Genomic DNA, 22,052 nt, shown 5'->3' on the forward strand with positions numbered 1-22,052 from the left:
TGCATAAATGCTAAAAAAAAACGTGAAGAATCCATACTGAATTCTGCACGTTAATATTGTAATTCAACTCTCTTAATCCCTGCAACTTTTGCAAACGCCATATACTTCCAATCGGTGACCGTGTACTTCGAATCCTGTACTAGACTCCGCCTGAAGCTCTACACTTTTGAGTGAAGGATAGCTGAAGTCTTCAATCTTGCCGCATTGATCACAGATAACATGATAATGATCCGTCACATTGGCATCGAAGCGACTTGAATTATCTCCGTATGTCAATTCCCGGACCATGCCAGCTTCCAGAAACATCTTCAAATTATTATATACCGTTGCCACGCTCATACTGGGAAATTGGGGTTCAAGGGCTCGGTAAATTTCATCGGCTGTCGGATGCCCCATGGATTCCATCAGATAGTTCAATATGGCATGACGCTGGGGTGTAATACGGACACCGGTCGTTTTCAGATGCTCCAACGCATGTTGGACACGTGTTGCCATAAAACCCACCGCCTTACCTTTCATTCTCTGGTGAAGAGTAAGTTACCGTCTCCTCGCTCAGAGTTGATTCCCGGCCATTAAGAACGACAATCCATCTTTCATGCCGTGTAATCTTGCCAGTGTACATTTATTGTACGGCGATTACAAGTTTATTGTCAACGCGGCAGTCAAGGAATCTCTGTAGAATCCTCCTGGGAATTTGCTCCGTCTTCGGTTGTCTGTTCCAGATTCTCAGCCGTATCTTCAGAATCAGGTGTAACTGTTTCAGGCGTAGATACAGCCGGGTTACTCTGAATGGTGAGATCACTGTTGCCTTCAATTTTCACCCTGTACTCGCCCTCACCGAGCTGGCCTTCTATGGTTTTATTCTGTACTTTGAACGGCAGATCCGTACTTAGATCTCCATAACTGCTGGAACCCGCAAGACTGTAGTCTCCACGATCAGGAAGTAATACGTTAATGGCTCCCACCGCACTGTACACATCCCAGTCCCCTCCGACTTTGGTAGATACGATGTTAATACTGCCATTAAGCGATTGGGCTTTGATTCCCAGATTGGCTCCATCCAGCGTAATATTGCCGTTGCGTGTCTCTGCGATGAATTCACCAACGGAGTCCGCAATACTGATACTTCCCACTTGTGTAGCAAGATCTACATCGCCGGAAATACCGCGAGCCTTCATATCTCCACGGTTACTGTCCAGATCGACATTACCTATGGCGTTGGCTACAATGACATCTCCGTTCAACGTTTTCCCGGAGATATCTCCAACAGCATTGGTAATCCGGATACGTCCGTTACCCGTTTCGGCCAGTATGGTACTAATGGCTTCCGGACGATTTAATAATATGGCTCCATTGGAAGTTCGAATATCCAGATTAAAACGACGATCATCCGGGATCGTTATGGTAAGATTCATACGCGGCTGCGTTTTTTCATTGTCTCCATACGTCTTGCCTGTAGCTTTGATATAAATTACTTTTGTACCATCGGCCTCTACAAAAGAGGCTGCTGCAACGGCCTTTGCCTGTACTTCCGTCGTCTGATCTACCCAGATCACCGTCCGTACTTCAATCTCATCCGTATCTCCGCGTTGTACCGAGATATCTCCGTTGACACCTTCAACCACTAGGTCTGACGTATCCATGCGAACAGGTACACGAATCGTGCCCTTATCCTCCATATATCCTGCCGCTTGACTGTAGTCCATGGATGCCGCTCCGAGATTTAGACTCACTCTATTCCATAAGTGCATGTAATGATCCTGCTCGGTGACGATAAATACGGAAGCTGCCAAAATCAGTGAGGTTAGAATGCCTTTGGCATCGGGTCTAAAACGTACTTTGATTTGCTCATCAGGATTGCTCGGGTTATCCGATTGCACCTTGTTTCTTCTGCGTGTCCACAGGAACAGCACAATATATTCAACACCCAAAACAACGAGCAAAAATGGCCACCAGTCCACCATCTCATATACATAGTCCGTTCCCCACCGTTTATCCAAAATCAACAGCACACCGACCGCTATGATTAAGGCGGCAGCCGTATAGCGGCCAACCCGGACTTTACGGTTCATCACGTTCCCTCCTTGTATTGTTTCCACTACATTTTTTTCTTGTTCAACATCACCCAGAACTCACGACCAAACAGAAGCAAACCGCCTACGATCATGAGAACCGCAAATGAATATCCGCCGTACATGGCGAGAAGCTCTTGAAACCAACGTGGTTTGCGGAAAAAAAGTACCATCAAAGATCCGCCCACAATCAGAAGTAATCCAAACGATATGCCTCTCTCCCAGACCATCATTGCATCTCGTGTAGAACGTTCATTGGTTATCGGCTTGTCCGAAGTTGCCTGGGTTACTGCTCTACGTCTGCGCATCATGACCCAATCTGCAGATTGCAACACATCATATACATTGTAAAAGTAAATAACCGGAATACACAAAGCCAGCAAGATGAGCAATGGCACATTGATCTGTATACCAATAGATGAGAAGTACAACACTGCTGACAGATCAAGCAAAACAAGCAGCATAAAGGTCAAACCCCTCATGTACAATCTCAGATAAATATGACCCAGACCAGGAATAATGGCACTCAGTAATCCCGCAATAAACTTGTGAGTCCTATTTCTGACCGGTTTGGTCTGAACTGTACGAGTCTTTTGGTTCAATTGACGTCTCCGTTTCATAACATACTCCTCTCTTCTGATCTGACCTTCCGCTCTTCATGCATTTGGTTAGATAGTACCCTAAAGAGCAAGGAGAGTAACTGGAAGAAATATGGATATGACCAAAAACCCTCCGGCACTACTGGCCTGGGGAGGGTTGTAATTCATTATTCGATCGACACCTTGGTAACGTGTTCCCATTGTCTTAACTTGGATACCAAGCCTACCGTTTGGAAATCATGCGGTACCTGGACATGTAACACAATCTCAATTTTACGTTCAACCGACACCATCTCTGCGTAGGCCAAGTCTTGTTCATTCACGGTAATTTTACGAATTTTGATCTTCTCCTGCTCCATACATGAAGACAGTTGTTCGAGAAAACCGGGTTCTGACAAGGTATGAAGTGTAACAACATGCAGTTTGTTCCCTCGTAGATACCTTAGCTCTAATTTGTTAAATACCCAGAGATTAAGCAATACCAGAACGGTGGATACGATAGAGGCAAAAAAGAATCCCGCACCTGCTGCGAGCCCAATGGCTGCAACAACCCAGATTGAAGCAGCTGTAGTCAGTCCGGTAATGGATTTTCCCGTGAAGAGAATTGTCCCTGCTCCCAGGAATCCGACACCAGTAATTACAGCAGTAGCCAAACGCGCTGGATCAATCCTTACATTTAATTCATTAGCAAAATCTTTAAAGCCATAAACAGATAACATCATGATCAGTGCAGAGCCAAGACATACCAGGATATGGGTACGCAAACCGGCAGCATGATTGGACCGTTCCCGCTCCAGGCCTACGAGCCCTCCAAGCAGCATAGCCAGCAATAATCGTAATAAAATGTGCCACTCATCAATGAACCAGGGATCGCCCAAAGTCGGTATTCCTCCTCAAGTTGTTAATATTATTAAAGTTTATTCTTGTGAAAAGTCGTTAATTCCACTCCAGGTGCAATCTGTGTGACTTCCACAGGCGTAAAACCAAATTTGGTGTACAGATTCACTGCGGGTTGATTCAGCGTTCCTGTGGAGACGATATAACGCGGAAGATCCGCATGCTGTTCCAACACATACGTCATCAAAGATGCCGCAATTCCCTTGCGAAAGTGATCCGGGTGCACCATCATTCGTGTAATGGTCAGTGTGTTCTCCTCTTCCTCCGCTACAGCGACAGCCCCGATAAGATCTCCGTCATCATGGATACAACCATAAAAACTCTCTCCACAATCCCGAAGTGTCTCCATCGTATCCATCAAAGGAGGAATCTCCTGAAATCCGATGATTTCAGCTTCCAATCGATAAGCTACATGTTGTAGTCTCCATAACTGTCCCAACGTCTCCAGATCACTCAGTGACAATGGTTGAATGTTCATATCCGTTCCCCCGTCCGAAATACATTTGTATCTATCAATACCAAAAAGAGGCTGTCACAGGGACGAGCCTCTTTCTGTCCGGCCTCACCGGAAGGATTAGCGGTTCAGTACATCTGCAAGCAGTTGGTTGGCTAGAGCGGGATTCGCCTTGCCTTTACTTTCTTTCATAACCTGACCAACAAGGAAGCCAATGGCTTTTTGTTTACCAGCTTTATAGTCTTCCACGGATTGAGGATTATTCGCTACAACCTGCTCAACGATGGCAAGAATGGCGCCTTCATCACTAATCTGCACAAGACCCTTCTCTTCAACGATCTGCTGTGGAAGCTTGCCGCTCTCCAGCATTTCCTTGAATACCGTTTTGGCGATTTTGCTGTTAATAGTGCCCTTTTCCAGCAGTCCGATCATTTCACCCAAACCTTGACCTGTCAGTGGAACTTGAGTCACTTCAAGGTTGCTCGTATTCAAGTAACCCAGCAAGTCGCCCATGATCCAGTTGGATACGGACTTCGCATCCTGAGTGAATTTCAAGCTATCTTCGAAAAGATCAGCTATAGCCTTGGATGAAGTAATAACCTCTGCATCATAACTAGGTAATCCGTAATCAGCCGTGTAACGAGCCTTACGCTCGTCTGGAAGCTCAGGTATGGTAGCTCTGATCCGCTCTTTCCAGGCTTCATCGATATGCAGCTTCACCAGATCCGGGTCCGGGAAATAACGATAGTCATGCGCCTGTTCCTTACCACGCATCGACAGTGTTTTCCCTTGAGCTTCGTCCCAGCGACGCGTCTCCTGAACCACTTCACCGCCATCATCCAGAATCTCAGCCTGACGGTATTGTTCATATTCCAGACCACGCTGAACACCACGGAAGGAGTTCATGTTCTTCAGCTCGGCTCTTGTTCCCAGCTTCTCCTGTCCATGTGGACGCAAACTGATGTTGGCGTCACAACGCAGTGATCCTTCTTCCATCTTCACGTCCGACACATCACAGTACTGCATGATTGCACGCATTTTTTCAAGATACGCACGTGCCTCTTCCGGAGAAGAAATCTCAGGTTCGGATACAATCTCCACAAGTGGAGTACCGACACGGTTAAAGTCCACCAAAGAAGCGTATCCGCCATCAATATGTGTAAGCTTCCCTGCATCTTCCTCCAAGTGAAGACGCGTGATGCCGATTCGTTTCGTTTCACCATTTACTTCAATATCAATCCAGCCGTTCTCACCAATCGGTTGATCGAATTGCGAGATCTGGTAGGCCTTTGGTGAATCGGGGTAAAAGTAGTTTTTACGGTCAAACTTGCTGACATCAGCAATCGTACAATTCAGGGCCATCGCTGCCTTCATGGCGTAGTCTACCGCCTGACGATTCAATACAGGCAGTACACCCGGATGTCCGAGACAGACCGGGCAGGTATGCGTATTCGGCGGAGCTCCAAAAGCTGTGGAGCAGCCACAGAAAATTTTGGAGTTGGTATGCAACTCCACGTGGACTTCAAGTCCAACGACCGTTTCATATTTAGATGCGGACATTTCTATATTCCTCCGTTCCGGGCAGTCTACAGCTGCGGACGCTGCTTGTGGAATTCTGTATTTTGTTCAAACGCATGCGCTACACGCAATACGGTTGTTTCATCAAAGGCTTTACCGATAATCTGCAGGCCAACAGGCAATCCATCCGAGAATCCACATGGAATGCTAACAGCAGGTACACCAGCAAGGTTAACCGGAATAGTCAAAATATCGTTCAGATACATCGTAAGTGGATCATCCACCTGTGAACCCAGTTTGAACGCCGTAGTTGGCGCAGTTGGTCCGATAATCACATCATATTTGGCAAATACATTGTCGAAATCCTGTTTGATCAATGTACGTACCTTCTGTGCTTTCAGATAATAGGCATCATAGTAACCCGAGCTGAGTGCATACGTTCCGAGCATGATACGTCGTTTCACTTCCGGACCAAAACCTTGACTGCGGGACTGATGGTACAGATCCAGCAAGTTATCCGGATTGTCAGCACGCACGCCATAACGTACACCATCAAATCGAGCCAAGTTGGAAGAAGCCTCTGAAGATGCCAGCAGGTAATACGTAGCCACCGCATATTCGGTATGCGGAAGGGATACTTCTTCCCATGTTGCCCCGAGCCCTTCAAGAACTTTCAATGCAGACAAAACTGTCTCTTTCACTTGTGGATCTACGCCTTCACCGATGTATTCCTTCGGAACGGCAATGCGAAGCCCTTTGACATCACCTGTCAGTCCGCTCAAATAATCCGGGATTTCTACTTTTGCAGATGTCGAATCTTTGGCGTCATAACCAGCAATGGCTTGCAATACATAAGCAGAATCTTCAACATTTTTCGTCAAAGGACCAATCTGATCCAGGGATGATGCAAATGCAACCAATCCAAAGCGGGAAACAAGTCCGTACGTCGGCTTCAATCCAACAACACCGCAATACGAAGCAGGCTGTCTGATGGAGCCACCTGTATCTGATCCAAGTGTGAAGTACGCTTCTCCCGCAGCCACAGCTGCTGCAGAACCACCGCTGGAACCTCCTGGAACACGATCAAGTGCCCATGGATTACGTACAGGGGAGAAACTTGAATTCTCATTGGAGCCGCCCATGGCAAATTCGTCCATGTTGAGTTTACCAATAGTTACGGTGTCCGCAGCTTTCAATTTCTCGACAACTGTCGCGTCATACACCGGGTCGAAATTACGAAGGAATTGGCTACCACACGTCGTGCGCAGTCCGTTCGTAACGATGTTATCCTTAATGCCTACAGGCAGACCAAAAAGCAAACCTTTCTCCTCGCCACTAACCAGACGGTCATCCAGTTGACGTGCACGAGCGCGTGCTTGTTCTTCATCCAGTGCCAAATATGCCTTAACTTTATCGTCATGCGCGCCAATGTTCTGATACGCCTGATCCACCAAATCACTGACCGACAGCTCTTTGGCATGCAGCTTGTTATGTAACTCAGGCAACGATTGTTCAAATAAACTCACAGTTTTTGTCCTCCTTCCGGTTATCCGTTATTCCATTACTGCAGGCACTTTAAACTGCCCGTCTTCTTCTTCCGGTGCATTGCGCATCACCTGTTCAATCGACAGGCTTTCTTTGGTCTCATCTTCACGCATAACATTGCTTACGTGCAGAACGTGAGTGGTGGGCTCGATGTCTTCCGTATCCAGCTCATTCAGCTTTTCTGCATATTTTAAAATCGCGTTCAGCTGACCTGTCAGGGTCTGTTCTTCTTCAGCAGTCAAGTTGAGCCGGGCCAGCTTGGCCACATGCTGAACGTCATTATTCGAAATACTCATTAGCGGATGCCTCCTTCATTCGTTCTGATTCCCGAAACGATCTGAAACGAATCGCTCGTTTAACGGGCTAAAGTCTCAAGATAACTTTTTTCATTATAGGTGAGATAGTTCGACAATTCAATGCAAATGACCTGACAGGCTTCCGGGAAGCTAAAATCAAACTTATAAAATAAAAAAGAGCCGGCATCAGCCGACTCTTAAAATTCTAAATCCATGCACGCAGATTAACCTGCTTTATAAAATCCGCCTGTGACATAACATCGTTCGCGGTTTCCTCTTCCTCTTCCACAGCTTGAAAATCTCCGTTCATCAGATGATGAAACAGCTTCTCATTGTGTGTCGCAAGGGCGTAATCTATCAACGCTTCTCGCTCGACCCGCTCAGCTTCCTGCTTCAGCAGAACCTCTTCCAGATCGACGTCGCCGGATGGAACAAAAAAGTTCCGGTTTACCTGCGGCACTCGAAGCACGTAATCGAACGCATTGTCCGGATTCCGGTCATAAGCGATGATGAAACCATATTCCCCCACAGGAAGATTCTGCTCAAACGCATCCGCGACGATGACAACCTTCTCTCCTAATCGCAGCATCGTCTAACCTCCTGGTAGTCTATCATTAATATTTATTTGTATAGTCTACTAGAAAAGAATAACGATGTCTAGGAATACTAGAATTAAACAACATATTTGTGCAAAATCTTTTTTCCATTTTTAAAATGATGTTATTTCCGATTACGTGCACCTGGCTTGCGCTGTGATCGAATCACGACAAACCAATATATTATGAGCGGCGTGGGAAATCCTGTGATGCCCCATAATCCCCATAACCAAGGGAAACGTCCACGTCTGCGTGCGTCCTGAAAGATCCATGTGCCCTGAACCAGAAGGAAAATGCCAAGCAATGCCAGCCACAGTGGAGAAATCTCATCCAATGAATAATGTATTTTATTCATGATGAACCTCCTTCCGGCGCCGTCCGGCCCAAATCACAGCCAAAATCACCGCAACAGCTGTACCAAGAGCCTGGATTCCCAGATAAAGAGCTGGAGCAGATACAAAAAATAATGCCCCAAAGGTTATGGCAAGCAATCCAACCAACCAGAAACATATCATCTCGATCCAATTGGCTCGACGTCTAATCTGTCTCCGTTCCCTGACTTGGGCTTCAAGTGCACCCAAAGAAGGAATACTTGTCGGCTCAAATGCATCATCGAGCACTTTCATGTGTTGCTGCAATCGTTCTACAACTTCTTGTTCTTGTGCATCATCTGATCTGCTCATCCTTATTCCAGCTCCTTTCTTAACTGACGGAGACCATAAGCTGTGCGTGACTTCACCGTTCCCGCAGGAATACCCAGCATTTCCCCGATCTCGTCATATCCGTATCCATAATAATGCTTCAGTAACACTGCAACACGATGTTCGGGTGTCAGTCTTGTCATCGCATCCATGACATCTGTCCATTCTTCATTCCGAGTCTCAAGCTGCCAGCGGAATCGACGTACAGCCTGATCCCGAATGAGAGCAAGCCAGTTCTGTTCTCTCTTCTTACGTCTTGTCTTATCGATATAGATGCGGGTCGCAATGGTGATCATCCATGATGAAAAGGCAGACGTGCCATCATATCGATGGATATTTTCCATACAACGAATCATCGTATCTTGCACCGTCTCTTCTGCGAGGTTAGCGTCCATTGTCACTTTCACAAGATACTTATACACAAACGTGTAGTGACGTTGCAACAACGCTGCGAGTGCGCTATCGTCTCCCGATACTGCTCTGCGTACCTCTTCAAGCTCAGCTACCTTTATCATGAAATCACCTGCTTCCCGTTCAATCTGGAGTTAATACGACAGGCTCTGCAAAAACGTTCAATGAAATCAAAAAAAAATTTAAACCCGACAATTTCCCGGGCAATCAGACTTGATTCCGGTAATCTTGCAGCTTGTCGAACCACGGTTGGTTGCGGGCTCCGTTTCTTAAAACACGGCTTGCCCATATATTCTGCTGAGACTTAACCACTTCATTGGTCACGCTAGGGTTATGTATTAAAGCTCGCTCAGTACCTGTTTCTCTTTTCCCACTTTCCAATATGCGACGGTTTTCTTCAATGATCGGATACTCGACACGCTGATTCAACGGAATAACTCTTGTTTTCTCCACTTTGATATTCCCCACTCTCATGATCTATATAAGTTGAACTAAAGATTATTTACACTGACACTACGATGACGGAATAACCTTCCAATCGCTGTTATCCCCAGATTTTTTGATTCCCTTTTCTTAAAGGGGAAATCCGGTGATAGCTTATGCTTTCGAAGTTGCTTTCTTGCAGAAAGCTTGTAGCTTCGCTTTTACAGGTTTTTTCTGCCCTCTCCGTTATTGTGTAAATGATTAGTTCAACTTATATACTATTTTTCTTAAACTCATCATTTCTAAATCAATCTGTACTTGCTATTGGTCTAAAACTGGCTTGTGATGAAGCGCATCTTGCATCTCTATGTAGCGTAAAAAAGGCTAATTCTGTGATAAAAAGGGGCTGAAAACAAAAAAAGAACGCAAACCGGGTATAGACCACAGTCTGCGTGCTTCGCGAGGTTGGGTGTTTCTTGGTAATGCTTCAGTTAGATGATGCCTTAACGCTTGTAACAACTAATTGCTATTCTAATGAAAAAGTTGTCACTTGTCCAGACTTTCTTCACATATCATGTCGGATTATCTTGCGGACACGTAAGGATTGTTCTGTTTCTCATAACCAATGGTCGTTTTGGGACCATGACCTGGATATACTTTCACTTCATCAGCAAAGGTGTAAAGCTTGTTCTGGATTGAATCAATCAGATCCCGTTCACGCCCTCCTGTCAGGTCCGTTCTGCCCACACCCATGCGGAACAGCACATCACCGGCAAACAGGTCGTTATCACAAAGCAAACTTACACTGCCTGGTGAATGTCCAGGTGTATGGAACACTTTAAACGTATGACCAATCAGATTCAGCTTCTGCCCTTCGTCCATGGCATATTCAGCAGGATCTGTCGAAAGCGGTGGTGTCGCCTGTGGCCAATTCAAAGATCCATTTAATTTCGGGGTGGTCAGCCAGTCACTCTCCAAGTCATGAAGATAAACGGGACATCCCTTCAATTTACGGATCTCATCTACCCCACCCATATGATCAAAGTGAGCATGAGTGAGGAGAATGGCTTCGATCTCCAAGTCTTGGATCGCCTTAAGCAGCGGCCCTGGATTCATGCCTGGATCGATAATGACGGCTTTGCCCGGATCATCTCCTTGTAAAAGATACGCGTTGGTCTGAAGCGGGCCTAGTGTAAACGTACGAATGTTAAGCATATCGGCTTAGTAACCCGAAATCAGTTCACGCAGCTCACGGATAATGGCCGCATGTGACTCCGTTCCTTCCCCATAACGTTTACCAATCTCTTGACGCGCTACAGCCAAATTTTCTTGATAATCTGCTGCTTCACGATCCGGATTAAGGCGTTTGAATTCAATCATGACTTCCTGTACATGCTGCGGACGAGGTCCCCACTGACCTAACACATGACCACCTGTATCTGCAAAAATAACGACTGGCACGGAACGGCCACCCATCGTCAGGAACTCATCCATCACTTCCGGATGGTTCTCCATAATCAGAACTTCTGTTGGAATTCCTGAGATTTCAAGCGCCTGGAACACAACCGGAATATTACGGACAACATCCCCGCACCAGTCAGCAGCCAAAATTAACACACGCAGATCATCGCGATGGTTCAGGCTCTCAAAGAACTCACGATCCTCTTCGTTCGACCAAGTAAAGCTATCATAGTTGGCCTGGAATTCACTTTGGTTCTTGGTCATACTCTCGATAAAATCTTTCGGTGGAAGACCTTTACCGAATTTGTGAGACAAGTTGGGTTTACCCATGACTAGACACTTCCTTTCTTTTTACGAACATTCATCCATTTAATAAGTACATAAACGATCATAAGGGCGAGAGCGACAAGCAAAATAGGCATAACATATGGTGCCGCTTTCTCATCAATATGCTTCCATTGATCTCCAAGAATCATCCCTAAATATATAAACAATGCAGTCCAAGGTATAACAGCGAGTGTAGTAAGCAAGATGAATTTGCCTGTGTGCATTTTCGTGATGCCAGCCGGGATGGAGATTGCATGTCTTACCACCGGAACAAAACGCGCTGTGAAAATGACACCTGTACCATACTTGCGGAACCACTCCTCGGAATGGTCGATGTGTTTTTTCTGGATGAGTATGTATTTACCGTAGCGTTCAAGTACAGGTCTGCCGCCATAACGGCCAATCCAGTAAATAAATAACTGGGCAATCACACCGCCCACAGTACCAAAAATCATAGCACCGAAGAAGTTGATATTACCTTGTGAAACGAGAAAACCTCCATACGCCAGCACAATTTCGCTTGGGATAACTTCCAACATTAATCCAAGCATGATTCCAAAGTACCCAAGACTTTGAATCCAATCGAACAATTGGCCAACAAGGTTATGAATAAAGTCCATCTCAACCCTCTTTCTCCATCCTGATTGGCGGTGCCCCTCCGCACCATGGATGTTCGTCCCTATTTTATCACAGGGCTGTGGACGTTGCTACATCACGAGGTTAGGATAGTGTCCCGTTCGTAACAGTCCGCATATGGTATGGGGAGAGGAGCGTGAGAAGATGTCACACAAGTCAATACCCGGTTCTCCGCCGGTCAAACATAAGCAATCTGGTCAAAACCTTCCTTCCGCCAGAGGAATTCGCAGAGCATGCAGCAAGGAATTGTACCGGACAGCCAAAAGGCTAAAAGTATATGTCTCTCCCGAACGAATGAAACAGGCGGAAGAATATTATTACGGTAAGGTGATTACAAATCTGCTCTGGATTGGGGAGAATCGCGACAACCGCAAGAAATTATGTGAGTGGTGGAACACAGATGTCAGTGCAGAGATCGCCACGATGTGGGAAGTAGACGTTGAACCATTAAAAGATGCGTTTCAGCACGCATTTGGCGGTTATCGTCTGTAGATTATGGAGGAATGAGGCAGATAGCTGTGTCTTCAAACCTACTGAAAAACGGAGCAATGGTTGAAGCGAATCTGAACATGTTAGGAACATGTTAGGAATGGGTAAGGGCACGGGCACTGTGTCCTTAACGTGTGATGTTAATGCCTTCTTCACGTACGAGCAAGCGAATGAGACAACATAAATGGGAATTGCTCATTTATGATGTAAAGCTTCGCTCCAGGTGGAATGCAGGGCGTCCTCTGGCTTGCGGATCGAGCAGAGCATGAAGCCGACCACCATGGGGAGTATGAACATAAGCTGAGAGTATATTTTCATGCTCATGCTCATGCTCATAACTCATAACTCATACTCATACTCATACTCATACTCATACTCATACTCATACTCATGAGCGGTAACGAATCTGAGGCGTCTTATTCAAGGATTTGAAGCACTCTTAGAAATCTAAGGAATCTGAGACACGTTATATCGGAATTTTTGGCCTTTTATAGGGTTTTGTTAGGGAATTTCCGGAAATAACGTGTCTGATGTTCCTTACAATTTAAAAGGAGGAGCTAAAGGCCAAATAAGACGTCCTGTGTTCCTTAGAAAATCGCATACCCATCCGCGAGGAGCAACCGGCTTGGACTCCCAGAATTTTTAGACGTTGACATCCATCATCATATAGCTTGGGTAAACGTCAAGATCCAGCAGTGATTCAAGGGCTCCGCTTGGTCAACTCTGGAGTAAACGGATGAGAAAAAGCTGAAGCAAGCCTGCGCAGGTTCTCTCCATAGCCTGGAGCATGTTCTTCCAGTACAAAACGACGATCATTGCGAACGTTTCCTGCTTCCACTTCCTCAGCCAGCAGTTGATACCGTTCATACATCTGAACACCAGCGGCGGCAGTCTGTTGGGCTCGATCCGTGAATCCTGCCTTCCATTCCCGCCTCGCTACCTGCTCCATCCAATACAAAGCCGAGGATTGGCCAATGCCATCATACCGATTCAATGCGATCGCTTGTTCAAAATATTCTCCAGCCTGCTGTCCTTCGCCGAATTGGGCTACCAATCGTCCCAGTTCGATGTAAATCTGAGGGTGCATCGGGGAATGGGACAAGCTGTTTAAAAGGAGTGATTCTGCTTCTCGTCCCGGAAGAGATCGTGCAAGGGATATCACGATATCCGGTCGATTCGGGTTAGACTGAAGGGCAGCCACAAGATGCACCTTCTGTGCTGGAGTGCCATCCGGTTCAGACATCGCCTGACGGTACTGCACTTCTGCTACGGCATATCGAGAGGTCAGCCAGACTGTTCCACCAATCCAGAAAAGGATGATCATCACTGTGGATCCCCTTATTAGCCGAGCAGTTACTCGCTGAAAAATATGAAAGAAGGAACGCATCGCGACAGCTGATGGGTGGGATTGGGTTGATAAATATCGCAAGAAAAGAGATCTGGATTTAGATCTCAATTTAGATCCCGATTTGGATCTGACAGGAGTGTATTTCACAGTTACGCCGGATCGCTGGACCCCCTCTGTTTCCGTCTTCAATGCGACTGCCCAAGCACCGAGCCAGATGAAGAGCATCCAAAATAATGTAAAGCTCCAGTCAAAGTCCATCGCCCCATGCAGGCCAAAAATAAGCACGGAAGGCATGAGCTGCGGTGCAAAATGAAAGATGCTTCGCAGGGTGAGTAGAAACCACCCTGTGACAAGCAGGATGCCGATCATGCCCGTGTCCAGGGCGAGATCGAGCAGGCCGTTGTGAACCTCGCCTCCAACATAAGGCGAGGATTGAATGGCGCGGAATATGTTGCGCCATGTATCCCCACCGTGGCCGAGCCATGCGGCCTCGGTCCACAGCTGGAGGGCGTCCCGCCACATCTGTAGGCGGGACACCCCAGTGCCGACACCCGCCGCGAGGCGATCGGCGGTGGAGGCCACGGCCATCAGTTCGGCGGCGGCTCCCGCCAGCACAATGGCCGTCAGGGCAGCGGTGCGTGGAGCCTTGGCGGCGCCGCTGTGCCATAGACGGCACAGCAGCAGCGTGCCGAGCAGCGCAGCTGCCCATGCCCCGGCCAGTGCCAGCAGGCCGGGCACGGGTGCAGGCGCCAGCTGGGCAGCAGCCAGCTGGCGGTACAGCCAGGCCGCGCACGCCAGTGGCGCGGCCATGGCCAGCAGCAGCGGCAGGCGGGCACCGCGCCGCTGCAAAGCAAAGGCGGCGACCGCGGCGCAGCCGGTCGCCAGCCAAGCGCCGCGCGACTCGCTCAGCAGGAGCGCGGCTTGCGCGGGCATGAGCGGCAGCACTGCCGCGATGAGTCGCCCGGCCGGCACAGGCCGGGCTATGACTCGTGCGGCGGCTGTCAGCCGCTCCAATGCGTACATGCCAACAACGGCACCGTACGCATTCGGGTACTGCAATAGTCCGCCGAGCCTTGCTCCGGCGGAGCTGATCTCGGGGTCAGCAGTTCGCATCACCCCGAAGGGCAGCGGCAATATCCCGCATACGGCAAGGATGCCGCTTAGCACAAGCAAGCCTCCTGCCATCTGCCAACCGCAAGCTAACCAACGCGCACCATCCATGCGCACAGCCAGTATTGCGGTGAGCAGAGTAAACATCGCAAGCAAGCTCCACCGCAGCATCTCATCCATGCTGCCCTGTTTACTCACCGAGCCTACCCATGCATGTAGCCCAAAACATGTCATCATCCCCAGCGGCCATAATACCCGCCACATTCCTGGAAATCGAAAAATTTTCTCAACGATTCGTTCGAGTCTCCCCCGACCCTGTCCCAATGATATGGGTATTCGTTCACTCGCCTTCTGTGGACGAATACCTACAAGGAAAAGCAAAAACATAATCAATATGCTTCCTCCTGCGATCAAAAGGACAGGGTACAGATCCGCTGAATAGTACAGCCCTCGACTCAGACATCCTGCAAGCAGCAAGAGAATGGAGAGTATGCCTACCCCAACAGTCCAACCCCATCCTGAATAACGTTTACACCTCAAACTTTGAGAAAAACTCCCTGATGCATCGGTCTGAATAGCTCCATTTGGATTATTTTTATCATCTTTTTTATACGTATCATCTTTGTTGTATGTATCTTCCCTATTATATGTACTATCTTTACTACCCTTATTGTCCCCATTACATAAGTCCCTGTTATCTACAGATTCTGTACCTTTTGCATGGTGAGACCCTTCAAACGCCTGTTCCATCACTTCCTCATTCGCCGCATACCCTCGTCTATACCTTACAACTCCCTTATGCATTGTCCTATTCTTCATCCTTATACACCCTCCTTCCTTCCAGCACTCCATATGCATAACAAAAAGACAGAAGATCCCGATAACGGGTCCTTCTGCCTGATATACATCTGAAAGTTATAATGTTGATTGCTACGAAGTATGTGCATAGAATATCATTTTACATTCAGGGACCCTAATTGCAGTATGTCCCTGGATTGTCATTGGCACACTCAGCAAAGGTCGCAATTTGCGGAATCCTGAACGGTTTCTTTGCTCGAATTTGATTTCCCGTTGGCCTGCTTGCCATCGCCAGGAAGCAAATCGGCACAAGCCCGCTCCAAATATGGATCGGCATGAATGAAATCACGGAAAGCTGTGTATTCATTCCACATCTCCGTCACTTCGCCGGCCTGACCGCGAACAGCACGAATCAATATGTTTTTAGGCGTATTCTCCATATCGATGAATTCAAGCAATTGTGTCTTGTATCCCATCAGATCAAGCAACTTGGCACGAATCCCATCCGTAGCCAGTGCGGAAAAACGTTCCTTGAGGATGCCATGGGACAACAACGGATTCATCACGAAAGCCTCTACTTGGTCAAACAGTTCATGCTGACAGCAAGGAACAGACAGAATAACAGAAGCCCCCCAACGAACTGCCTTCTCCAAAGCAGCATCGGTAGCTGTATCACAGGCATGCAGTGTGACAACCATATCCACTTCATTTAATTCATCGTAATCCGCGATGTCTCCAACCAGAAACTTCAGATCGCCATAATGCAATCGATTAGCCAGATCATTACAGTGTTCAATTACATCTGCCTTCAAGTCCAACCCAATAATCTTGAGTGAACGCCGTTGTTGTACAGACAGATAATGATATAACGCAAATGTCAGATAAGACTTGCCGCAACCAAAATCAACGATGGTCAGTGGACGTCCTTCCGGCAGATGTGGAATGACATCCTGCACCATTTCGAGGAAACGGTTGATCTGTCTGAACTTGTCATACTTGCGGGCCAGCACACGACCTTCTTCGTTCATAATACCAAGTTCAACGAGGAACGATACAGGTACGCCTTCTTCTAATACATATTGTTTCTTGCGATTATGCGACAGATCCACCGCAGTTTTGGAAGCAGATTTGGTCAGAATGGATACTTTATATTTTTTGCTGATCAAAATTTGATAGTCTGCCTCGGTCGTACAGAGCAGCCCTTGACGAAACGTCTCTTCGCATAACAAAGTCATGCGCTCAGCCGCTTCAGCCGGAGTCAAATTCTCGTGCAGCACTTTGTTGTTATAATGAAATGCAAATTGATAATGCAGCTGATTCTTCAGTGTCACCGGCTTGACTTGCACTTTGGTATACGAGACATTGTCCCGTCTGCGCAGCTGGCTCCAGGTCGCTGTAATCAGCGAATTCTGTTCAAAGATGTCTTGTATAAGCTTTCGCAATGAATCCACGGGGTACATCTCACTTTCGATTTGGTTTGGTCAACCGTTACCATACCACAATTCCGTTCCCTCTCCAAGTAAAGGCATGTAACAGGCCTTGATCCAATCCATATTTTATGAGTTCATCTCTTGACGACTTAGTTCAGCTAGTCCCTCTTCAACTTCGTTCCGTGGCAGACCGCCCTGCTCCAGTTGTTCATCTGTGAGTGGGCTCAACCTTTCATAGAACGCCTGTACATCATCTCGGTAGCTCACCGGGAATTCAGCACCAAGCTGTAGCAGCCTGTACCAACTGTTCTCTGCCTGGTCATAACGTCCTTGTTGTTCACGATACAGGGCAAGCTGTCTTTCGGTTCGAGCAGGAAGTTCATATTCTTTCGTAAGCCCTAATACACCCTCCACCCGTTCCAGTGCGTCCAATAACTTAGGATTAGCGCCATGATTCAATGCATACAGGTAAAAATGAAGTGATCTCATCAATCGAATGACAGCCTCATCCTCTGCGTCCATTCTCTCCTGATCATCGATGCCTTCCACTTTGGCCTTCTCTTGATAGATGTAAGCCTCTTCTTCAATCAGCCTCGCGGCTTGCTGCAGATTGTCTACCTCAATCATTCCGCGAAAACGGAACATTTCAATAACATCCTCTGCTGGCAATGAGTTCAGTAGAGATAAGTTCAACCCAAACTGCCTGCGCATCAACTCATCCAGTTCAGACAATGCCTCGGTGTGCTTACGCTGCTGTTTGAGCGTGAACACTTTGCCTATTGCTTCAGTCATTTCCTCCATCATGCGGAGCAGATAATCTTTTCTGAACATGCTGTATGCCCCCTCATCATTCGACCCTATACATTCAATCGTTCTCATATCGTTCCTTTATATTTATTTTAATTCATGCCATGACAAAAAGCCAAAAACAAGACACACGTGTCTTTGCTCTGGCCATGAACACACTAAACCCCTGCCTATCCCAAAGGGACGTGGCAGGGGCTCGGTTGAAATGGAACTGGTTACTCCTCCTCCACAAGAGGTTGAATCATCCAGAAACCAAACTATATTCTAAAGATATCAACATTAATCACTTCATCAATTACTTCGATAATCCAGCCATAAATTGTTTAATGACCTGAATTAACTCTTCAGGAGCTTCATACATGCTCATATGACCTGCACCCGCAATCACGGCTTGCACGATATGTGGCTTGTCACTTGTAAATGTACGTTCTGGCGGGATAACAGCATCCTTCTCTCCTGCAACCAGCAATACAGGTAAAGGTGTAGCCGATAACACATCGCGGCGATCCGGGCGTTCTCGCATAGCAAGTGCAGCACCAACAGCACCTTGAGGAGCAGTCTGGTATCCAATTTCCTTCACACGTGTTACATGCTTAGATAACGATTCCACATGTTCCGGTGCAAACAGTCCGGGAACCAGTCCATCTACAAAATTCACGATACCTTCGGTCTGAATGGTGGATACAGCACGAAGGCGTTTTTCCTTGGCTTCTTCACTGTCCGGATAGGCTGTCGAATGAATCAGACCAAATGCATTCAAACGCTCCGGGTGACGTTGTGCAATCGAGAGCGCAATGTATCCCCCCATCGAGTGTCCCAGAAGGACCGCTTTTTCCACATTCAACTCATCCATCAACTGTAATACATCGTTGCCCATCTGTTCGATGGTATAACTTCCTACAGGTGCATCTGTTTTTCCGTGTCCACGCAGATCAGGTACGATACAGCGATAGCTGCGTGCCAGTTCAGGTACGACCTCATCCCAATACGATGAACTGCCACAGTATCCGTGGAGCAAAATGAGTGCTTCTCCCTTACCTTGTTCGGCATAACAAATCGTCGTTCCATCACACATCACTTTTTCCATATGAATCCCTCTCTCTGCGCGAATTAAATAATTCAGGTTGTATATTATTAAGCCTACATATCATGAATGAAACGTTTGTCTCCATTTCCATGCTTCAATTGCGGCATCTGCAATCGTTCGGGACATCCCCATAACCAAGTGAAGCGAGGTCATCTGCAAAATGGAATAGGGCCTTGGTCCATTCGCATTAACCACAGCTGCTACACTGTATTGTCCAACAGGGGGTAGCTTGCCTCCGACCGATTGGGCCGGAATGAGTGGGTTATTCGAGAGATAGTATGTACCTACCGCCTGCTTTGGACCCAGACATGCATCAATCGCTATGATGGCATGGTGTGCAGGAATAAGTGCCAATTTCTTTTCCAGCGTATCTGCATCACAAGGGGAAGACAGCGTGCCAATCACGTTCTCCATTCCGCTCTCTTGCAGTAAACTTCCTGTCATTGGACCCAGAGCATCCCCGGTGGAACGATCAGTACCGATGCAGACAAACGTGATTTCAGCTGGAGAATGAAGTTGAACGATGTTTTTGAAAAATAAAACCAGATTCTCTGCAGGCACGCCTTTGCGGACTTCCCTTCCTTGATGGCGAACCATTTCTCGCTTATACGCTGCCAAACTGTATTCCCTCCAGTACACTCAGGTTTCCGTTAAATCCTGTTGTTGTATCCATCATTGTAACCGATGCTTGGTTTCCTCGCAAAAGCATTAGCCTGAGCGCTTCCAATCATGATACAATAACAAGAGTTTCCGATACGGAAGGGATGAACTTAACGATGGATTTATCACAAGCAACAGCAGCCAATATGGAATATATGATTGAAGCGATCAAAACCAAACTTCGTATGGCAAGCGGTGCCGCCATGCAAGCTTCTTCATTCCCACTTGAGAAATATGAAGATCTGTTTGACCTGTATGAAATGATTTTGAGCAAGGAACATCTCAGTATCTCTGAAGTGGAAGCTGTCGCTTCGGAACTGGGTAATCTTCGTAAATCTTAAGCCAAAAAAGGACCTGTTTTCCACATCACCGTGGGAACAGGTCCTTTTTCACATATTTATATTTCCAGACTATCTTTTAAGGAATACATCCCATCCTTAAGGCAGGTCAACCAAAACAAATTCAGCAGGTTCACTGTCTGTGCTCGTGATTTGCAGATCACAGCTTTTGCGAATTCGTGCGGCATCACCCGGCTTGAGGTTGAAGTTGCCATCCGAACAATGAATCTCTACATGTCCACTGATCAGGAAAAGATGTGTCCGTCGATCTTCGTGTTGCGGGTACATCAACTTCTTTCCGGACTCCAAATGGGACAGGTAACAGGTTACATCCTGGGAAATAGGCAATGCGCCTTCGCTTCCCTCGCCCCCTTGCCCGGATACAATCGGACATAGACGATTCAAATGCTCCTGCGGCTCTATTCTCCGATTCGTATAGGAAGGTTTCAGCATACGCTCCGATGGCAAAAACCACATCTGGAGGAAACGTACCGGTTCATCCGCTGACGGATTGGTCTCGGAGTGTTCCACTCCCGTACCCGCACTCATCACCTGGACCGTTCCCGGTTCAAGCAATTGTTCTGTTCCCATACTATCCGTATGTTTGAGTGTACCTGATATGACATAACTGACAAGTTCAAGATCATGATGTGGATGTTTCTTAAAGCCTTCTTGCGGCATCAGCGTGTTTTCATTATGAGCCAACAGACAGCCAAAATGGGCGTTGCTTGGATCATCATAATCCGCAAAGGAAAAGCTGAATTCACTGTGTATCCAACCTCGATCCGACGTGTGCCTTTCTTCCGATGTCACCACTTTAATCATGTTCATCCACCTCCAAGGGTTTAGAGCTGCCACATTACCGCGGCAGTCCATGCGTGTATATGAATTGTATAGATGAATACCAGTTGGTATGTCATCTTTACCCGGGGTCCGGCAACTCTAATCACGCCCCTTCTTAAGGTTATACGCTATCTTCAAGTGAGTGGAGAATGAACTCACTATCTGCATGACCTACAAGGGTACCCGCATCATTTCGGATGTCAGAAGGGAACACTTCAGCCAATCGTGCAATGGTTCTCTCATTGGAATAACCAATCTGTTTCAGGATGGATTGGGTAATGAAGGCCCACTCTTCCTCGGAACCATCAAGCACCTTGAAGGTGATTCCCAGTCTTTCTTTTTTCAGACCAAAACCGAATACCCCCTTGAATCCACCCTTCGCTACAATGTTATCGTCTTCCAGCAGCACTGAATCTACACGCTCCGTGCCACCAACCATCAACGGATGTTCATTCATAGCTGATGTTATGGTCTCTACAGCTGTTCTTGTGGAAGGATCAGCGATAAGATCTGGACAAGCGAGCTTCAGATAGGCGTTCGACAATGCCGACAACGGCAAAGAAAATACCGGAAAGCCGCAGCCATCCGTCCCAAGCTTAATCTCTTTTTCCTCAATACCTGCCAGGTCGGCAAAGGTTTCAAGAATTTCTCGTTGTACCGGATGATCCGGTTCAGCGTAACTGCCCAGATCAACCTGCTTCATCTGACTGTACCCCAGAATTCCCAGATGTTTTCCGGAGCAGTTGTGCAAGATGCGCCGTTTCTCTCCTTGTCCACGTAACCATTGATTACGGCTTTCTTCATTAAGCGGATAACTTGGTGCACAGATCAGGCATTCTTCTCCCAATCCGATCTTACCGGATAACTGCTCCAGCACCCGAATGTGTTCCGGTTCCGAACGATGCGAAGAGGACATAATGGCAATCTCCTGTGCTGATAGGCCATAGTGACTGGCAATTCCTGCCCGAATACCTGGAATGGCTTGAAAAGGTTTGGCAGATGAACGAGTGAACGCTCTAAAATGAGGGTCACCAGCCGAGTATACGATTCGTCCATACTCATCCGTAATACTTATGTGTCCGTAATGGGCGCATTCCATAACGCCTGCACGGTATTCTTTAATTAACAAGGCACTCTCCATGCGAGTTCTCTCCTTTGTGCTCCCGATTTCATCTCTGCTTTGCGTCATGACGCCGCATGGGATAT

25 protein-coding genes are annotated in these 22,052 nt (G+C 47.1%); 2 read left to right on the forward strand and 23 right to left on the reverse strand.

All coding sequences use genetic code 11. From position 1 onward, the window contains the following. Positions 1–72 precede the first annotated feature (72 nt). The 16 genes from perR to MKY01_RS27050 form a co-directional block, all read right to left on the reverse strand. A complete protein-coding gene (gene perR / locus MKY01_RS26975; RefSeq protein WP_026081471.1) occupies positions 73–495 on the reverse strand; it encodes a peroxide-responsive transcriptional repressor PerR in 423 nt (140 codons plus the stop codon). 167 nt (positions 496–662) lie between these two features. Continuing rightward, on the reverse strand, positions 663–2,072 hold the full coding sequence (locus tag MKY01_RS26980) for a DUF4097 family beta strand repeat-containing protein (protein WP_282320230.1): 1,410 nt from the start codon (positions 2,070–2,072) through the stop codon (positions 663–665). Between the two features lie 26 nt (positions 2,073–2,098). After that, the gene (locus MKY01_RS26985; protein WP_036667995.1) at positions 2,099–2,692 is read right to left on the reverse strand and encodes a hypothetical protein; all 594 of its coding nucleotides are present in this window, start codon (positions 2,690–2,692) and stop codon (positions 2,099–2,101) included. A gap of 146 nt (positions 2,693–2,838) precedes the next feature. Then, positions 2,839–3,549 (reverse strand): MgtC/SapB family protein, encoded by a 711-nt coding sequence (locus MKY01_RS26990; RefSeq protein WP_017692302.1) that lies wholly within the window; start codon positions 3,547–3,549, stop codon positions 2,839–2,841. 32 nt (positions 3,550–3,581) lie between these two features. After that, positions 3,582–4,046, reverse strand: a complete 465-nt coding sequence (locus MKY01_RS26995; RefSeq protein WP_074096432.1) for a GNAT family N-acetyltransferase — start codon at positions 4,044–4,046, stop codon at positions 3,582–3,584. A gap of 96 nt (positions 4,047–4,142) precedes the next feature. Then, positions 4,143–5,582, reverse strand: coding sequence for an Asp-tRNA(Asn)/Glu-tRNA(Gln) amidotransferase subunit GatB (gatB, locus tag MKY01_RS27000; protein WP_017692300.1), 1,440 nt, complete (start codon positions 5,580–5,582; stop codon positions 4,143–4,145). A 26-nt stretch (positions 5,583–5,608) separates the two neighbouring features. Continuing rightward, positions 5,609–7,066, reverse strand: coding sequence for an Asp-tRNA(Asn)/Glu-tRNA(Gln) amidotransferase subunit GatA (gene gatA / locus MKY01_RS27005; protein ID WP_036667997.1), 1,458 nt, complete (start codon positions 7,064–7,066; stop codon positions 5,609–5,611). 27 nt (positions 7,067–7,093) lie between these two features. After that, positions 7,094–7,381 (reverse strand): Asp-tRNA(Asn)/Glu-tRNA(Gln) amidotransferase subunit GatC, encoded by a 288-nt coding sequence (gene gatC, locus MKY01_RS27010; protein ID WP_036607033.1) that lies wholly within the window; start codon positions 7,379–7,381, stop codon positions 7,094–7,096. Positions 7,382–7,586: 205 nt separating this feature from the next. After that, positions 7,587–7,970 (reverse strand): hypothetical protein, encoded by a 384-nt coding sequence (locus MKY01_RS27015; protein ID WP_024631336.1) that lies wholly within the window; start codon positions 7,968–7,970, stop codon positions 7,587–7,589. Between the two features lie 131 nt (positions 7,971–8,101). Beyond that, positions 8,102–8,332: a sigmaY antisigma factor component gene (locus tag MKY01_RS27020; RefSeq protein ID WP_282320228.1), complete on the reverse strand. Its 231-nt coding sequence runs from the start codon at positions 8,330–8,332 to the stop codon at positions 8,102–8,104. After that, positions 8,325–8,660: a YxlC family protein gene (locus tag MKY01_RS27025; protein WP_076328915.1), complete on the reverse strand. Its 336-nt coding sequence runs from the start codon at positions 8,658–8,660 to the stop codon at positions 8,325–8,327. The genes MKY01_RS27020 and MKY01_RS27025 overlap by 8 nt, the downstream gene beginning before the upstream one ends. 2 nt (positions 8,661–8,662) lie before the next feature. Then, positions 8,663–9,193, reverse strand: coding sequence for an RNA polymerase sigma factor SigY (gene sigY, locus MKY01_RS27030; protein ID WP_076328914.1), 531 nt, complete (start codon positions 9,191–9,193; stop codon positions 8,663–8,665). A 103-nt stretch (positions 9,194–9,296) separates the two neighbouring features. Next, on the reverse strand, positions 9,297–9,542 hold the full coding sequence (locus tag MKY01_RS27035; RefSeq protein WP_127551797.1) for a hypothetical protein: 246 nt from the start codon (positions 9,540–9,542) through the stop codon (positions 9,297–9,299). A 552-nt stretch (positions 9,543–10,094) separates the two neighbouring features. Continuing rightward, a complete protein-coding gene (locus tag MKY01_RS27040; RefSeq protein WP_036607016.1) occupies positions 10,095–10,727 on the reverse strand; it encodes an MBL fold metallo-hydrolase in 633 nt (210 codons plus the stop codon). Positions 10,728–10,733: 6 nt separating this feature from the next. Next, entirely contained in the window at positions 10,734–11,303 is a 570-nt protein-coding gene (locus MKY01_RS27045; RefSeq protein ID WP_017692292.1) for a thioredoxin family protein, read from the reverse strand. A 2-nt stretch (positions 11,304–11,305) separates the two neighbouring features. Then, entirely contained in the window at positions 11,306–11,920 is a 615-nt protein-coding gene (locus tag MKY01_RS27050; RefSeq protein ID WP_036607012.1) for a DedA family protein, read from the reverse strand. A gap of 160 nt (positions 11,921–12,080) precedes the next feature. On the opposite strand from MKY01_RS27050, the gene MKY01_RS27055 reads away from it, so the two are divergent. Beyond that, entirely contained in the window at positions 12,081–12,428 is a 348-nt protein-coding gene (locus MKY01_RS27055) for a dehydrogenase (protein ID WP_076328912.1), read from the forward strand. A gap of 697 nt (positions 12,429–13,125) precedes the next feature. Here the strand turns inward: MKY01_RS27055 and MKY01_RS27060 are convergent. The 5 genes from MKY01_RS27060 to yyaC form a co-directional block, all read right to left on the reverse strand. Then, positions 13,126–15,702, reverse strand: coding sequence for an O-antigen ligase family protein (locus MKY01_RS27060; protein ID WP_339284274.1), 2,577 nt, complete (start codon positions 15,700–15,702; stop codon positions 13,126–13,128). A gap of 191 nt (positions 15,703–15,893) precedes the next feature. Continuing rightward, positions 15,894–17,141 carry an SAM-dependent methyltransferase gene (locus tag MKY01_RS27065; protein WP_339284276.1) on the reverse strand — a complete coding sequence of 416 codons (1,248 nt, stop codon included), beginning with the start codon at positions 17,139–17,141 and terminating at the stop codon, positions 15,894–15,896. 96 nt (positions 17,142–17,237) lie between these two features. Beyond that, positions 17,238–17,942, reverse strand: a complete 705-nt coding sequence (locus MKY01_RS27070) for a DUF6483 family protein (protein WP_339284278.1) — start codon at positions 17,940–17,942, stop codon at positions 17,238–17,240. Positions 17,943–18,213: 271 nt separating this feature from the next. Further along, positions 18,214–19,005 (reverse strand): alpha/beta hydrolase, encoded by a 792-nt coding sequence (locus MKY01_RS27075; RefSeq protein ID WP_036607004.1) that lies wholly within the window; start codon positions 19,003–19,005, stop codon positions 18,214–18,216. A 60-nt stretch (positions 19,006–19,065) separates the two neighbouring features. Further along, entirely contained in the window at positions 19,066–19,623 is a 558-nt protein-coding gene (gene yyaC / locus MKY01_RS27080) for a spore protease YyaC (protein ID WP_127546558.1), read from the reverse strand. Positions 19,624–19,781: 158 nt separating this feature from the next. Here yyaC and MKY01_RS27085 point away from each other — a divergent pair, with 158 nt between their 5' ends. Then, the gene (locus tag MKY01_RS27085) at positions 19,782–20,006 is read left to right on the forward strand and encodes a DUF1128 domain-containing protein (RefSeq protein WP_036607002.1); all 225 of its coding nucleotides are present in this window, start codon (positions 19,782–19,784) and stop codon (positions 20,004–20,006) included. Between the two features lie 96 nt (positions 20,007–20,102). On the opposite strand, the gene MKY01_RS27090 is transcribed toward MKY01_RS27085, so the two are convergent. Then, complete coding sequence (locus MKY01_RS27090) at positions 20,103–20,828, reverse strand: pirin family protein (protein WP_036607001.1); 726 nt, start codon at positions 20,826–20,828, stop codon at positions 20,103–20,105. Between the two features lie 139 nt (positions 20,829–20,967). Next, positions 20,968–21,987 (reverse strand): asparaginase, encoded by a 1,020-nt coding sequence (locus MKY01_RS27095; protein WP_339284281.1) that lies wholly within the window; start codon positions 21,985–21,987, stop codon positions 20,968–20,970. Between the last annotated feature and the right edge of the window lie 65 nt (positions 21,988–22,052).

It is taken from the genome of Paenibacillus sp. FSL R5-0486 (assembly GCF_037975155.1).
In the GTDB taxonomy this organism is placed as follows: Bacteria; Bacillota; Bacilli; order Paenibacillales; family Paenibacillaceae; genus Paenibacillus; species Paenibacillus amylolyticus.